General features: G+C 67.7%; 19 protein-coding genes and 1 pseudogene. 10 read left to right on the forward strand and 10 right to left on the reverse strand.

Annotated features, from left to right (window positions below; genetic code table 11):
• Positions 1-6: 6 nt before the first annotated feature.
• Positions 7-408 carry an RNA polymerase sigma factor gene (locus OG587_RS13235; protein WP_329093838.1) on the forward strand — a complete coding sequence of 134 codons (402 nt, stop codon included), beginning with the start codon at positions 7-9 and terminating at the stop codon, positions 406-408.
• Positions 409-567: 159 nt separating this feature from the next.
• Here OG587_RS13235 and OG587_RS13240 read toward each other — a convergent pair whose 3' ends face one another.
• Positions 568-852 (reverse strand): YbaB/EbfC family nucleoid-associated protein, encoded by a 285-nt coding sequence (locus OG587_RS13240; protein WP_329090126.1) that lies wholly within the window; start codon positions 850-852, stop codon positions 568-570.
• 96 nt (positions 853-948) lie between these two features.
• Positions 949-1,344, reverse strand: a complete 396-nt coding sequence (locus tag OG587_RS47150) for a YbaB/EbfC family nucleoid-associated protein (protein WP_329425988.1) — start codon at positions 1,342-1,344, stop codon at positions 949-951.
• Between the two features lie 120 nt (positions 1,345-1,464).
• On the opposite strand from OG587_RS47150, the gene OG587_RS13250 reads away from it, so the two are divergent.
• The 5 genes from OG587_RS13250 (at position 1,465) to OG587_RS13270 (ending at position 5,157) form a co-directional block, all read left to right on the forward strand.
• Positions 1,465-1,794, forward strand: coding sequence for a hypothetical protein (locus OG587_RS13250; RefSeq protein ID WP_329090129.1), 330 nt, complete (start codon positions 1,465-1,467; stop codon positions 1,792-1,794).
• Complete coding sequence (locus OG587_RS13255; RefSeq protein ID WP_329090131.1) at positions 1,791-2,705, forward strand: hypothetical protein; 915 nt, start codon at positions 1,791-1,793, stop codon at positions 2,703-2,705. Before OG587_RS13250 ends, OG587_RS13255 begins: the two co-directional genes overlap by 4 nt.
• A gap of 428 nt (positions 2,706-3,133) precedes the next feature.
• Complete coding sequence (locus tag OG587_RS13260; RefSeq protein ID WP_329090132.1) at positions 3,134-3,460, forward strand: hypothetical protein; 327 nt, start codon at positions 3,134-3,136, stop codon at positions 3,458-3,460.
• Between the two features lie 50 nt (positions 3,461-3,510).
• On the forward strand, positions 3,511-4,047 hold the full coding sequence (locus tag OG587_RS13265; RefSeq protein ID WP_329090134.1) for an RNA polymerase sigma factor: 537 nt from the start codon (positions 3,511-3,513) through the stop codon (positions 4,045-4,047).
• Positions 4,048-5,157, forward strand: coding sequence for a CU044_5270 family protein (locus tag OG587_RS13270; protein WP_329090136.1), 1,110 nt, complete (start codon positions 4,048-4,050; stop codon positions 5,155-5,157). It abuts the gene before it with no gap.
• A 206-nt stretch (positions 5,158-5,363) separates the two neighbouring features.
• Here OG587_RS13270 and OG587_RS13275 read toward each other — a convergent pair whose 3' ends face one another.
• The 3 genes from OG587_RS13275 to OG587_RS13285 all read right to left on the reverse strand — a co-directional run bounded on the left by OG587_RS13275 (position 5,364) and on the right by OG587_RS13285 (position 6,877).
• Entirely contained in the window at positions 5,364-5,585 is a 222-nt protein-coding gene (locus OG587_RS13275; RefSeq protein ID WP_329090138.1) for a hypothetical protein, read from the reverse strand.
• A gap of 216 nt (positions 5,586-5,801) precedes the next feature.
• Positions 5,802-6,023, reverse strand: a complete 222-nt coding sequence (locus OG587_RS13280) for a DUF397 domain-containing protein (protein WP_329090139.1) — start codon at positions 6,021-6,023, stop codon at positions 5,802-5,804.
• Positions 6,024-6,025: 2 nt separating this feature from the next.
• Entirely contained in the window at positions 6,026-6,877 is an 852-nt protein-coding gene (locus tag OG587_RS13285) for a helix-turn-helix domain-containing protein (RefSeq protein WP_329090141.1), read from the reverse strand.
• 210 nt (positions 6,878-7,087) lie between these two features.
• Here OG587_RS13285 and OG587_RS13290 point away from each other — a divergent pair, with 210 nt between their 5' ends.
• From OG587_RS13290 to OG587_RS13300, 3 genes are all read left to right on the forward strand, one after another.
• On the forward strand, positions 7,088-7,354 hold the full coding sequence (locus tag OG587_RS13290) for a hypothetical protein (protein WP_329090143.1): 267 nt from the start codon (positions 7,088-7,090) through the stop codon (positions 7,352-7,354).
• Positions 7,351-7,779 (forward strand): ATP-binding protein, encoded by a 429-nt coding sequence (locus tag OG587_RS13295; RefSeq protein ID WP_329090146.1) that lies wholly within the window; start codon positions 7,351-7,353, stop codon positions 7,777-7,779. The genes OG587_RS13290 and OG587_RS13295 overlap by 4 nt, the downstream gene beginning before the upstream one ends.
• Positions 7,780-7,884: 105 nt before the next feature.
• Positions 7,885-8,166, forward strand: a complete 282-nt coding sequence (locus OG587_RS13300; RefSeq protein ID WP_329090148.1) for a hypothetical protein — start codon at positions 7,885-7,887, stop codon at positions 8,164-8,166.
• A gap of 136 nt (positions 8,167-8,302) precedes the next feature.
• On the opposite strand, the gene OG587_RS13305 is transcribed toward OG587_RS13300, so the two are convergent.
• From OG587_RS13305 to OG587_RS47155, 4 genes and pseudogenes are all read right to left on the reverse strand, one after another.
• Complete coding sequence (locus OG587_RS13305) at positions 8,303-8,449, reverse strand: hypothetical protein (protein WP_329090150.1); 147 nt, start codon at positions 8,447-8,449, stop codon at positions 8,303-8,305.
• 34 nt (positions 8,450-8,483) lie between these two features.
• Positions 8,484-9,176, reverse strand: coding sequence for a phosphotransferase (locus OG587_RS13310; protein WP_329090153.1), 693 nt, complete (start codon positions 9,174-9,176; stop codon positions 8,484-8,486).
• Between the two features lie 145 nt (positions 9,177-9,321).
• Positions 9,322-9,513, reverse strand: coding sequence for a hypothetical protein (locus tag OG587_RS13315; protein ID WP_329090154.1), 192 nt, complete (start codon positions 9,511-9,513; stop codon positions 9,322-9,324).
• Between the two features lie 37 nt (positions 9,514-9,550).
• Positions 9,551-9,874 (reverse strand): annotated as a pseudogene (locus tag OG587_RS47155) (transposase); the annotation flags it as partial.
• 76 nt (positions 9,875-9,950) lie between these two features.
• On the opposite strand from OG587_RS47155, the gene OG587_RS13320 reads away from it, so the two are divergent.
• Complete coding sequence (locus OG587_RS13320) at positions 9,951-11,135, forward strand: OmpA family protein (RefSeq protein WP_329090155.1); 1,185 nt, start codon at positions 9,951-9,953, stop codon at positions 11,133-11,135.
• Between the two features lie 249 nt (positions 11,136-11,384).
• Here the strand turns inward: OG587_RS13320 and OG587_RS13325 are convergent, their stop codons facing one another.
• Positions 11,385-12,497 carry an SRPBCC family protein gene (locus OG587_RS13325; RefSeq protein ID WP_329090156.1) on the reverse strand — a complete coding sequence of 371 codons (1,113 nt, stop codon included), beginning with the start codon at positions 12,495-12,497 and terminating at the stop codon, positions 11,385-11,387.
• Positions 12,498-12,666 lie beyond the last annotated feature (169 nt).

A 12,666-nucleotide genomic window follows, 5' to 3' on the forward strand; every position in this document is an offset into this window, starting at 1 on the left:
TTCCTGATCGCCTTCCGGCAGCGCGGCAGGTTCGACGCCGCTCGGGGCGGTGTCCGTCCCTGGCTGTACGGCATAGCCACCAACCTGATCGGCCGCCACCGCCGGAGCGAGTTGCGCCGTTACCGGGCACTGGCCAGGACGGGTCCGCCGCCCGACGACGAAGGCCATGACGAGCGGGTCGTCGACCGGGTCGCGGCGGGGGTGACGGTCGCCCGGCTTTCCGAGGCGCTGGCGGGGTTGTCGAAAGGCGAGCGGGACGTGGTGCTGCTCGTCGCCTACGGCGGGCTGACCCATCTGCGATCCGCCGCTGTGAAATCGTCGTCGATCCAGGCCGCCGGTGCGCTACCCAGCCAGTCGGCGACCGGGTCACGTTTCCACAGATATCCATTAACGACCAGGAGCCGATGAGCTACCTGCGGGCGTAGCCCGATCGGGACGCTGTACACGGATCCTGTTTCGGCCGGCCAGGTGATCGCCGGGCCGGTTTCGGGTGAGAGACAGGGCGGACGGAATGGTGTTCCGGCTCGCGTCGCGGGGCTTCCGTACTCGGGCAGGACGCGGTCGTCATCACCACTGGAGACGCAGCAGACGGTCGAGTCGTGTCTTGGCCGTGGCGGGATCGAAGCCGTCCAGCGCCTCCCGCATCAGATCCTGGGTTTTGCGCTCGGCGTCATGCTGGGCGTCATGGGCCGCCAGCAGTACGTGCTCGGCCAGTGTCCAGCTGCTCAAACGCGAAATCCTGGGGCCGAAGACGACCTCCAGCACCTTCCCGTCCGCGGCGACCGTGACCTTGACCTGTCCGGAAGCCGCCTCGCCGAGGCCGGTGATCTTCTCCAGGTCAGCTTGCATCATCTCGATCGACTCCAGCATTCGCCCGGCTCGCCGACCGGCCTGATCGAAGTCTTCCTCCCAGATGCCATCGGCATCCATGCGTGCATCGCGCAACGGTCACGCCCCCAAAATCTCGCGAGCCACCTGTTCGATCTGCTCCCGGACGACATGCTCATCTGGCGGTTCCGGCAAGGCCTCCACACCGTCAAGGGCTTCGCCTGTTATCGCCAGGGTCTGACGCTCCGCATCCTGCTGGGCGGCCTGCAACACCGCCGTTACAGTCTTGCCAAGGGCTACATGGTCTTGTCGCATCGCCCGAGGATCGAACCAGACCTCCGAAATGCCGCCGCGCCCCTCGCAGGTGGCCCTGACCAAGCCGTCGGCACCGACGCCCTGCCCGGTGACCGCATCGATCCTCGCTTGGATCTCCTGGAGCCCACGCACCGCTTTCTGAGCCCGCTCCAAGTAGGCACGCAGATGCTCACCACCGTCGGATCCTGATGTCATCGCCATCTTTCAACTCCAGCAACGCAGCCAGACACTGGGCACCATGGTAAAACCGCTGTCGGGACAGATGTCACCAACTGCCCAAAGATCGCCATGGCGACAGCAATCCGGCTAAAGTCTGCTCGCATGAGCGGCGGACTCGAGATCGACCAGACCTGGGTAGGCACCCATGCCCCCCACCGGATGAGCGTCCACAGCGAAGACTACGTCACAGCGATGCAACGACTCAGACAGCGCGAGATCGGCGGCGTCTCCTGGGGAGATGTCGGACTCATCGCCGAATGCGCCGCCGCCCTCGGCCTGAGCGGCCACTATCTGCAAGAAGTGCTCGACGGCCTCGGCCAGACGGTCAACCGGACCGGCGACGACATGCATACGGTCGCCACAGGCCTAGACGAGGTGGAGGCCGTCCTCCGGGACGACTTCCAGAACATGCTCGGCCAGGCATCGATATGACGCTGTCACCGCAAGCCGTTCAGGCGATGCAGGCGATCGGCATCCCCGCGAGCATCTTCCCTGACACCGCTGGGATGGATGAGCAGGCCGACCTGCTACGGACCGTGGCCGCCGACACCGGTAAAGCCGCCGAGGACGCCGAAACCACCATGCGACAGACCCAGCAGGTATATCGGGGCGAGTCTGGCACCGCCCTGGCCGGCCACTGGCAGCAGACCGGAAACAGCGGAGGACACCTTGCCCAGGCCAACGCCGTGGCCGGTGCTATGCCCACCGCACTCAATGGCCTGTCCGGGATAGTCAAAAGCGCCGAGGCACTCGCGGGTGCCACCGCCGTGTACTTCACCTATCGGGCGCTCATGGAATTCACGAGACCCGACCCCAGCGCACCTGTCAGAGCGACTGCCCAGCTCCTTTACGGTCGCCAGAGAACAGGAAAGATCCTCGATGAGGTGCGCGAGGGCACGGGCAGCGTGCTTACCCGCGCCATTAAGCAGAAGATCATCGCCCCACTTGAGAACATGCTCCGCAATATGAGGCGTCCCGGCGGCCCGACGCCGAGTTACGCCGGGGCGGGGGGCCGCGTCCCGGTCAGGCGTGGCCCATCCATGGAAGGGCCCGCACCCCGCGGTGGCATAAAAGCGGAGATGAGCTGGCTAGGTCGGCGTGGGTCCAGTCCTGCCAATCCACCTTCCCCAAAAGTGCAGAAAGCGGCAGAAGGAAATGTGGAGCATCAAGTTGATGTGAATACAGCCCGGACGCAGGAGCTTAAAATCCAAGATGGATTTTTGGACGACGCGATCCGAGCCGCGGAAAAGAGGGGGGACACTCGTAATGCAGACGCTTTGAAAGAAGCTCGTAAGGACGTCGCCGGGGAACTGTCGATCAGAAAACATGGACGACACAATTGAATTAGCACTGGGAAAGAGCGACCGTACAACCCGCGCGGACCGTGGAAGCCGGTGCCACCCGAGTGACCCGGGTGGCACGCCATACCGGATGTCAATCTCAAGCCGGATGACCAGACGGCAATCTCCGCCAGACGGAGCAGTTCAGCGGCAGGGCTGAGCGAATTCTCACATCGTGAGATCGAGGGCGATCGGCGGGGCACGGACAACGAGGCTCCGCTGAACGATTTGAGCTGGACAGTCACCCGTTCTACGGGACCTCGTTGCATGTCAGCCCGCCGACACATCCTCCGCGATCACTCCGCGACCTCCCCGGACCATTTCTCGATTCGAGAATGCGGAGGGCCCTGGGTGCTGTCGGTCACGCTCACCTGTCCTTCGTCAGGGAAAGTCATCACGCCGCGAAGCAGGGCCAACCCTGCTGAGGATCTATGCGCCGGTTTCCAGAGCCGCGACGAAGTTCGACCAAGCGGCTGCGGGCAAAGACGAGCGTGGGGCCGTCAGGGGTCATCCTGGACGACACCGCCCCCAAGAGAGTCAACGGCCAGGACGTCATCATCACGGTCGGCGGCTCCGGCGACATCAGAGTGGCGATCAGGGATTGGGAGAAGTCCGAGCGTCATCGGCTGCTCCGCGACCTGGCGAACCTCGCCCGCCTGGTCGATGGTGCGCTGACCCGCCTGCAGCTCCAACACACCCCGAACGATCGCCGAAACCCCACACCGGAAACCGGTACGAAAACACGGAAGGGTGGGTGACCGGCGGGCAAGAAAGGGTGTCTTGTCCCTCCGGCAAGGGAGCTCCTTGCATGACCACTGTTTCCGACGCGGCCTCGGTGGCCGATCCAGAGCGGTTCGGCACCGTTTTCGACGCCTACTACGAGGAGATACGCCGCTACATCGGGCGGCGGCTCGACCTCGACATCGCCGAGGACCTCGCCGCCGAGACCTTCCTGATCGCCTTCCGGCAGCGCGGCAGGTTCGACGCCGCCCGGGGCGGTGTCCGCCCCTGGCTGTACGGCATAGCCACCAACCTGATCGGCCGCCACCGCCGGAGCGAGTTGCGCCGTTACCGGGCACTGGCCAGGACGGGTCCGCCGCCCGACGACGAAGGCCATGACGAGCGGGTCGTCGACCGGGTCGCGGCGGGGGTGACGGTCGCCCGGCTTTCCGAGGCGCTGGCGGGGTTGTCGAAAGGCGAGCGGGACGTGGTGCTGCTCGTCGCCTACGGCGGGCTGACCTATGACGAGGTCGCCGAGGCGCTCAAGGTCGCCAACGGCACCGTCGCCTCCCGGCTCAGCCGGGCCAGGACCAAGTTGCACAAGTCGCTGGGAGTGGAGGTCTGAATGAACGAGTTCCAGTTCGTCGACGACGTGATGCCGGACGTTCCGGCCTCCGGTCCGGCGAAGACGGCCCAGGTCAGGGCCAGGGTCCTGAACGGCGGGCGACGCCGCCGGATCTCCGCGTGGACCGGGATCCTGATCACGTCGGCCGCGACCGTGGCCGTGATCGGCACCGTCGTGGTCGTTCCCCGGCTGGGAGGCGGCCCGGCCGCCACGGTGACCCAGACGAGTGCGAGGGAGGTGCTCGACGCCGCCGCCGGACGACTGGCCCAGCGGCAGGAGGTGGTCGACGGCCGATACTGGCGCGGGGAGATGGAACGGATCGTCTGGGAGCGGATCAGTGTCGGGGGGCACGAGTTCGTCGTCGAGGACCGTACCGGGGACGTCCGGTGGAACGGGCTCGGCCGGGACAAGGTCATGGAGCTCACCGGGCTCGATACCCGCCCCTTCACAGCCGCCGACAGGGCGGAGTGGGAGAAGGCGGGCTCGCCCCGGCTCTGCGGATCGGACACCGACTGCGAGAACGACATGGTTCCCAAGGGGAGGACCCGATATACGGGCGGGTACGAAGAGGGTTTCGAGCAGGGGACCATGACGTTGAGTGTGAGGGAGCTCCAGGACCTGCCGCGTGATCCGGGGAGGCTGAAGGAGAAGCTGCTGTCGTACTGGCCGGCCGAACGGGAGGCCATGAAGGACGTCCCGGCGGGATCGCCGGGCCAGGCGAAGGCCCCCGACCAGGACGACTGGCTGTGGGAGTTGAGTGAACGCCTGCTGTTGGAGGCTCCGATCACCTCGGGAACCCGGGCGGCCGCCTATCACATGCTCGCCGGGCTTTCCGGCGCCCGGATCGCGGACGAGTTCCGGGACGGCGAGGGGCGGACGGGGGTGGCCATCCTGCGCGGAGGGGCGAACGGTGAGCCGGAGCAGCAGATCGTCATCGACAGGGAGACGGGTGACCTGCTGGCGGTCCAGTACATGACGCCCGTCTCGACGCCAGGTCAGGGGAACACCCCGGACATGTCCACGGTGATCAGGCGGCTCGGCTGGACCGATGACGAGCCTGTCATCCCCGAGGGGTGCGTACTGGGTGGTAGGGAGGACTGCCTACGCTGAACCGGCCGCGCGCACGACACCGCGCCTCGTCGTGACCTCGGCCGTGGCGACGCCACAGGCGAGGCGGGTACGGAGCCGCCAGGGTGAGGGTCGGGTCGGCGGTGGCACAGTGCCTGGATGATCGGCCGGATGGCCGGAACGGAGATCAGTTCCGCGGTACGGCTCATACGAGGCGAGCCGTACCGCGGACTCTGTGTCAGGCGGTCTCACGACAGGCGCGAACCCGGGAGATCCAGTCGCTTCGGAACCGTGACAGCTCCGCGCGGAAGGTTCCCACGGAGGCCCCGTACGGCATGCAGGCCCGCCGGACTGGTTGGGCACGGATTGGCAGCCGTGGACCAGCCGACCCCCAGGGCCGCATGTGCCTTGATCGACTCCAGGCGCCGATACTCGTTGAACCAGGTGCCGTGGTAGACCTCGTCCAGCATGCCCTCTCCTCGTCGCCGAGATCGAAGACGACCGAAGTGGCGGCGGGGAAGAACCAGCGCGGGCCGACGTTGGAGATGTGGCCGTTGGTGACGTGGGTGACCCCGCCACGCAGCACCACGCCCTGGCAGGAGTACGTCGACGACTACGACCGCATCCGCGACGGGTTCAAGGACTTCAATCGTCCAGGGGTGGAGCGCCCTCGCCGAAGGCGTTGTTCAGAGCTGTTCGGCTTTCACGGCTTCCAGAAAAGTGGCGAACGCGGTGGCCTCGAACACGAGGGCCGGACCATTGGGGTTCTTGCTGTCGCGCACGCCAACTCGGTTGTTGTTCAGGCGGGCGATCTCCACGCAGTCGCCACTGGCGTTGCTACGGCTGGACTTGCGCCAGACAGTCGCCGATAGTTTGGCCTCGACGCTCACGGGGGTGCTGTCGATCACGCTCACACTTCCTTCGCTAGCTTGGCCAGCAGGTTACGAGACATGCGGGCGTCCAGCGTTTTTGCTCGCAAATCTTCGTACACCAGGTTATATCGGCGAACTGCGGCGGGTTGTTCCAGGTACAGGCCGGATAGTTGAGTCTCTATGTACACAACATCGGGATCTGGCGCGCCGAATCCAAGGATCACAAAGCTTCCGTCCATGGCCGCATGTATCCCGGTGCCGAACGGGAGGACGTGAAGGTTCACGTTAGGGCGCTCGGATGTCTCGATAAGGTGCGGTAGCTGGCCGGTTTTGATGTTTTCCGGAAGCCGGTGAAGGCTTGCCTCGTCCACGATGAAGCACAGCTCAAGGTCGTTGTTGCCGAGCGTCTGCCGCTGGCGGGCCAGCCTGAATTCGATCTTGCGATCGACTTCCTCGGATGTGCGGTTGATGAGTTCGGCGTCCACCAGTGCGCGGTGGTAGTCCGGTGTCTGGAGCAGACCGGGTATCAGCGACATGTCGTAGGAGCGGCGTTGCCGCGCCTCGGTTTCGAGGCCGACGAACGCCTGGAAGGACTCGGGAACAACGTCACCGAAGACCTGCCACCAACCTTGCTGCCGAGCCTGCCGGGCAAGGGTGAGAAGGTCCGTAGCCTTGTCCTCCGGCACCTGGTAGAGGGTGAGCAAGGCGCGCAGATCGTTGATTTTGATGCCTTGCCGGGCGGTCTCAATGCGGCTGATGGACGACTGGGAGACCTCCAGGGCCTTGGCCACCTGATCCGTGGTCAGATTGGACTCCTTGCGGAGTCGGCGCAGCTCCGCCGCGAGACGCCTGCGCCTGACGGTCGGACTCTCTTCTCGCTCACTCGCCATGAGAACCCCAGCTCTCCACGATAACGCGACCCCCTGAAGCCTTGCGCAAGCCGTCTCGTCCAGCAAACTGCATATGCATATTGCTGTATGCGAAACACACTTGCAAGACGGGCTTGCGGGACTCATTATGGGCACCGTGCGGAGTTGTCAGGGCACGTTCCGTGACGGATCGCCGGGTCCATCTTCCGATCGGGCTGAAGGGCAGGATCGATGACGATCTCGTCTGCGCAAGAGCAGTACCTCCATCTCGTGCGACTGGCGTGGGATCTGCGTCGGCTCGGGATGGGGGTGAGGATTGAGCTTCCGGCGTCCGAAGAGCCGTACGTGGCGGTGCTGCGCGAGTCGGGAGCGTTGCGAGTGCTCGCCCTGGCCCGTGGCAAGAAGTGGGTCTTCATGTGGGGGCGGGGCCGTAGCCAGTGGATCGCGGCGCTTGACGAGGACGCGGTGCGGCATATCCACGAGGCGGCGACGCGATGACGGCCGAGACACTGGGGACGATCACGCTGCCGGGAATGGAGCGCTCTGTACCGGTGGCCCGTCACTGCGTCGGCGCGGTGCTGGCGGCTGCGGGATGCGCGTCCGTGGACGACGTGCTGCTGGTGGTGACCGAGCTGGTCGGAAACGCGATCAAGCACACCGCCTCGGGTGTCCCCGGCGGCACTCTGACGCTGCGCGTGAGCGACGCCGGACAGAAACTGATCCACATCGAGGTGATCGACTCCGGTTCCGAGACGATCCCCGAACCGCGTGAACCGGACCCGGAGAGCTTCGGCGGGCGGGGCCTGTGGCTGGTGGGCCGGTGCTCGAAGCAGTGGGGAGTCCGCGAGCTTGGCGGGGGACACCGGGCGGTGTGGGCGCTGATGCCCGCGACGGATGGCCAGCCGGGTGCTCTGGACGTGTGATGGCTGTCGGGAGGGACGCCACCCGCTACCTTTCCGTAACGGCGCTGACCTTCGCACCGGCAGGTCGGAGAAGGCCGTTGCCCCGGTCACGACCGTTCGGAGGTCGTGACCGTGTACGGCTGGGTCATCCTGGACGACACCGCTGCCACCAAGCGAGTCAACGGCCAAGATGTCATCGTCACGACCGGCGGCTCCGGCGACATCAGAGTGGCCGTCAGGGCTTGGGAGGACTCTGAGCATCACCGGCTGCTCCGCGACCTGGCGAACCTCGCCCGCCTGGTCGATGGTGCGCTGACCCGCCCGCAGCTCCACCACACCCCGAACGATCGCCGAAACCCCACACAGGAAATCGGTATGGATATGCAGGGAAGAGCGGCGGGTGGGTGAGAAAACAGGGAAGGGCTCTCCACGGACGTTGATCAACCGGTCTTCTGGGCCGTGGCGAGTCGGCCGTACGTCCCTCATGGACGCCCACAGGTGACGTTCACCTGCTTCGCGAGGTTCAATGTAGGGGTCGCTCCGGTCAGCCGGTGCGGTACTCCACCCACGCCAGGCACGCCGCAGCGGTCCGCAACCGTTTCGCCTGCAGATGCGCTGGTCCGACCTCAGCCATGCGGGCGGCGAACAGGGCGCGGATGGCGGCCAGCGCGGTCACCGCGTCTGCGGGCACCTCCCTCCACGTGGGTACTCCGGCAGCGACGCCCTCAGCTTCGGCGGGCGTGTGCCCGGCGTCGATCAGCCGAGGGATCAACAGGGCGACGTCGACCCAGGCCGCGCCCCCGGCAGGCCATCGACCAGTCGACGACCCGGCAACGGTCGTTGTCGACCAGCAGGTTGCCCGCGTGCAGGTCCGCGTGCAGCAGTGTCGTCCCGTCCAGCTCGTTCAGGTCGAGGGCTTTGACGAGCGGCTCGTAGTCGCCGAGACCGGGGGAGTCCGCGAGGAACGCCTCAGCCCCCAACAGCAGGGCGGTGGCCTTGGCCGTCACCGACGGCGCCCCCGGCCACGGGCATGGCACGGCGAGGGCGGCGACCGCGTCCATCGCGGCGGGTATGTCTGGCGACTTCGGGGCCAGGTTCGCCTCGTGGCCGGGGGCATGCTCGAAGAGGAGCAGGTGCCAGTCGGCGACGTCGGCCGTCCACAAGAACTGGGGGGCGGGGACGGTAGACGGCAGCGCCTGGTTGGCGGTGCGTTCGCGTAGCAGGTGTCCGGCGATGGGTGAGGCGGCGGGGGCCGCCTTCACGAAGAAGGCGGCCCCCTCGGTGGTGATGCGTGCGGCGAGCCCGGAGGTCAGACCAACTTCCGCCGACCGGATGTCGACGACCGGGCCGGTCTGCTCCTGGACCGCCGTACGGGCGGGTTCGGGCAGGTCAGCCCACCGCCTTCTTCGGACTGTCATAGCACCCCGCGTGACACTGGTTGCATTTCTGCTGGCAATCGGCGGCGCTCGGCCACACAACCGGGTCGACCCGGTACCCGGCCGCCTCCATCGCTTCGATTCCACCAGGCCCGGGAATTCTCCTGTTCACGAGGGCCGGGTACCACTAGGGCCGCAGGGCGCGGCGGATCAGCCAGGCGATCAGGATGAGGCTCGCCAGGGCGGCGACCAGGGGGGCGACGCGCTTGAGCAGTGGCAGGCCCGCCACCTCCAGGAGGTTCAGGGCCTCCTCGTCGGGGCTGAGCGAGGTGCGCGAGGTGCCCGCCGGGTGGCTCTGGCGGATAGTAGATCCGCTCATCGGCCCAGAGCGTGGTGACGGTGACGATGCCGTTGTCGGTTTTGCCGTACCGGCCCAGCCACTGATGCCCGGCGTAGGCGGTCGCGGTGCCGTCCTCGCGGTCCCCGGAATCGTCGATCGCCAGTACCGCCGTGCGGCGCGGTCGCCGGATCGGCCAGCAGCCCCCCAACCGCCGCGCGTTGACCTGCTCGGGATTCCACACCGACTCGGTCAGGAAGAACTGCAGCCGCTGTACCGCCGCCTGCTGCGCCCCGGCCACCGGCTCGGCCCCGGCCCCGGCCAAGCAGGTGAGCGTCTTGTTGCGCTCGCGCGGGGCCAGCGCGGCAGTACCGCCATCGGTATCGGTGAGGTCTTCTGGCACCCAGGGTGACTATGCGGATCCTGAAGGTCGGTCCACTAGCCTGAGTGCCCCCGCACTCAAGGATGAGGAGACCACGATGACGAGGAAGCCGGCATCCGCTGTGATCATGGCGGTGGTGACGGTGATGCTGACGTCATGCGGGTCGACGAGCGTCCAAACGGGCGGAGGGGGCGAGGAGCGCCAGTCCGAGACCGTGACAGCGGCCTCGGAGAGTCCGGCCGGGTCCTCGGAGGTCACGCCCGCCGAGGCCACCGATCCCGCGGGTCAGGAGCCGACGAGCTGCCCGAACGGGGCTGAGCTCATCCCCGCCGTCGAGATCCCGGGCGTGCACGCCGATCCGACGATCATCCCGGAGGCGAAGGTCGGCGGGGAGACCATCCCGGCCGTCACGATCCCGGGTGTCGACATCCCGGCGCAGCGGATCCCCGCCCAGTGCGTCGAGAGGAAGCCCGCCCCCGGCGGATGCCTGAGCGCGGTCACGATCCCGGCGACCATGATCCCGGGAACGGCGGTCCCCGAAGTCGTGATCCCGGGTGTGGACGCGGGTGGAATCACGATCGACCCCGTGCGGGCCGACGCGGTGAAGGCCGACGAGGTCTGGGCCGACGAGGTGAAGGCCGACGAGGTCTGCCAGGTCAAGCCTGGGGGCGCCGGCCTGGTGCCGTCGGTGCTCCGTCCGTCGATACTCCGTCCGTCGATCCTGCGCCCCTCGATCCTGCGCCCGTCCATCCTCCGTCCCCGCTCCTGCAACGACCAGGGTGAATGCATCGACTCGGTCAGGGTCGGCGCGGTCAGGGTCGGCGCGGTACGGGTGGACGCGATCAGGATCGACGCGGAGCGGCTCGACGCGCGCAGGGTCGGCCAGAGCGAGGTCCTCGAAGGCAAGAAATCGGTCGCGTTCAACCTCAAGGCCGACGTCCTCTTCGATTTCGACAGGGCGGACATCAAGCCGGGTGCCGCCGCCGAACTCAGGAGGATCACCGAGGCCATCGAGAGCGGGGCTCCCGCGGACGCGCCCGTCCAGGTGGACGGGCACACCGACGGCAAGGGTGACGACGCCCACAACCGGCCTCTGTCGGAGAAGCGGGCACAGGCCGTCGTGGACTGGCTGACGTCCAAGGGAGGCGTCGATGCGAGCCGTCTCAGGGCGACGGGGTACGGCGAGACCAAGCCGATCGCCGCGAACACCAGGCCGGACGGATCCGACGACCCGGCGGGCAGAGCCAAGAACCGACGCGTAGTGATCTCCGTACAGAAGTAGGGCCCCGATTGACCGGTATCCGTCGCCCGCAGGACCGACCGGCCCCGGGACCTGCCGCCCGAGAATCCCGGACTGATCCCGCTCACCGCCGCCGAGGTGAAACGCCTGGTCAACGTGTTCACCCACACCTGGCAGAGCATCGGCCACCACCTGCACCGGTCCTGGTGGCGACGACGCCACCAAGCCCGAGCCCGCTGGTTCCACCAACGCACCCGCCTCCAACGAGCCCAAACATGATCAAGTCACGATCTACGGCTGCCGGAGCCGCAGGGCGCGGCGGATCAGCCAGGCGATCAGGATGAGGCCCGCCAGGGCGGCGACCAGGGGGGCGACGCGCTTGAGCAGTGGCAGGCCCGCCACCTCCAGGAGGTTCAGGGCCTCCTCGTCGGGGCTGAGCGAGGTGCGCGAGGTGCCCGCCGGGTGGCTCTCGCGGGACTCCGCCTCCTCGCTGACGGCGAGGCCGGGTGGCGTCGGCACCGCGCTGAGGTGACGTCCCGGCCCACCCGGAATCTCGGGGCCGTTCAGCCCTTCCGGGCCGCCGGGACCGCCCAGTCCGGACGCCGCCGCGCCCGAGTCCCTGCCGCCGAAGGCCGTCGTGCCCGATCCCGTGCCGCCGGGGCCTTCCGCGCCGTGCCCCGTCGAGCCCGCGGGGCCGGGGAACGCGGAGCTGGGGGTGCCAAGACTCTCGGCGTCGGAGACCGTCGAGCCCGCCGGGCCGGAGGAGGAAGCGGGCGCGGTCGTGGAGTCGATGAGCTCGTCCGAGCTGTCGAAACCGGCCGGGCGTGCCGGGCCGGGGCCCCAGGTCTCCGAGATCGCCGGAACGTCATCGACCGGTTCCGGCTTCGGGGGCGCGCTCCAGCCGCCCACGCCGGTCGTCCCCGTGGCCGTCTCGGCGGCCGTTTCCACGCCGGGGCCCTCGCCCAGCAGGTGGGAGAGGTTGGCCGCGAACCTGTCGACCAGCTTCCCGCCGACCTCGGTCATCACGCCCCGGCCAGCCTGAGCCGGGCGGCCGGTCACGTTGAAGGAGGTGTCGACGGTGACCCGGGTGCTCCGGTCCTGGGGGTGCAGGCGCACGACGACCGTGGCACCGGCCGTGCCCGGACCCCTGGCCTCCTTGCCGGAGGCCCTGATGGTCATGGAACGGGCGTCCTCGTCCACCTTCTCGAAGGCGACCCTGCCCTGGTACGTCACCGTGACCGGCCCGATCTTCATCTTCATCCGGCCGGCGAAGGAGTCACCCTCGACCCTGTCCACGGCGGCACCGGGCAGGCAGGGCGCGATCCGCTCGACGTCGAGCAGCACCGGCCACGCCTGCTCGACAGGCACGGGAACCGTGAACTCGTGCTCGAACCGCATCGCCATCGCTCCGCTCCTTGCAGGTCGGCCGCTGTTGCGACATTACGACTACACGGGGGCGTATTGCCAGTATGACGCCATGGAGCCCATTCGGACCCCCGACGGCGGTCTGTGTCCGCGCTCCAGCTTCGTCCCGTTCCTTGGTACTGCCCTCGTTGGCGGGGACGATGCGCCC

Source organism: Streptosporangium sp. NBC_01469 (assembly GCF_036227305.1).
Classification (GTDB): Bacteria; Actinomycetota; Actinomycetes; order Streptosporangiales; family Streptosporangiaceae; genus Streptosporangium.

Excerpts from the sequence above, each read along its gene's own strand:
- OG587_RS13240 (WP_329090126.1), bottom strand. The coding sequence starts at position 852 with ATGATGCAAGCTGACCTGGAGAAGATCACCGGCCTCGGCGAGGCGGCT.
- OG587_RS47150 (WP_329425988.1), bottom strand. The coding sequence starts at position 1,344 with ATGGCGATGACATCAGGATCCGACGGTGGTGAGCATCTGCGTGCCTAC.
- OG587_RS13250 (WP_329090129.1), top strand. The coding sequence starts at position 1,465 with ATGAGCGGCGGACTCGAGATCGACCAGACCTGGGTAGGCACCCATGCC.
- OG587_RS13255 (WP_329090131.1), top strand. The coding sequence starts at position 1,791 with ATGACGCTGTCACCGCAAGCCGTTCAGGCGATGCAGGCGATCGGCATC.
- OG587_RS13260 (WP_329090132.1), top strand. The coding sequence starts at position 3,134 with ATGCGCCGGTTTCCAGAGCCGCGACGAAGTTCGACCAAGCGGCTGCGG.
- OG587_RS13265 (WP_329090134.1), top strand. The coding sequence starts at position 3,511 with ATGACCACTGTTTCCGACGCGGCCTCGGTGGCCGATCCAGAGCGGTTC.
- OG587_RS13270 (WP_329090136.1), top strand. The coding sequence starts at position 4,048 with ATGAACGAGTTCCAGTTCGTCGACGACGTGATGCCGGACGTTCCGGCC.
- OG587_RS13275 (WP_329090138.1), bottom strand. The coding sequence starts at position 5,585 with ATGCTGGACGAGGTCTACCACGGCACCTGGTTCAACGAGTATCGGCGC.
- OG587_RS13285 (WP_329090141.1), bottom strand. The coding sequence starts at position 6,877 with ATGGCGAGTGAGCGAGAAGAGAGTCCGACCGTCAGGCGCAGGCGTCTC.
- OG587_RS13290 (WP_329090143.1), top strand. The coding sequence starts at position 7,088 with ATGACGATCTCGTCTGCGCAAGAGCAGTACCTCCATCTCGTGCGACTG.
- OG587_RS13295 (WP_329090146.1), top strand. The coding sequence starts at position 7,351 with ATGACGGCCGAGACACTGGGGACGATCACGCTGCCGGGAATGGAGCGC.
- OG587_RS13310 (WP_329090153.1), bottom strand. The coding sequence starts at position 9,176 with ATGACAGTCCGAAGAAGGCGGTGGGCTGACCTGCCCGAACCCGCCCGT.
- OG587_RS13315 (WP_329090154.1), bottom strand. The coding sequence starts at position 9,513 with ATGAGCGGATCTACTATCCGCCAGAGCCACCCGGCGGGCACCTCGCGC.
- OG587_RS13320 (WP_329090155.1), top strand. The coding sequence starts at position 9,951 with ATGACGAGGAAGCCGGCATCCGCTGTGATCATGGCGGTGGTGACGGTG.
- OG587_RS13325 (WP_329090156.1), bottom strand. The coding sequence starts at position 12,497 with ATGGCGATGCGGTTCGAGCACGAGTTCACGGTTCCCGTGCCTGTCGAG.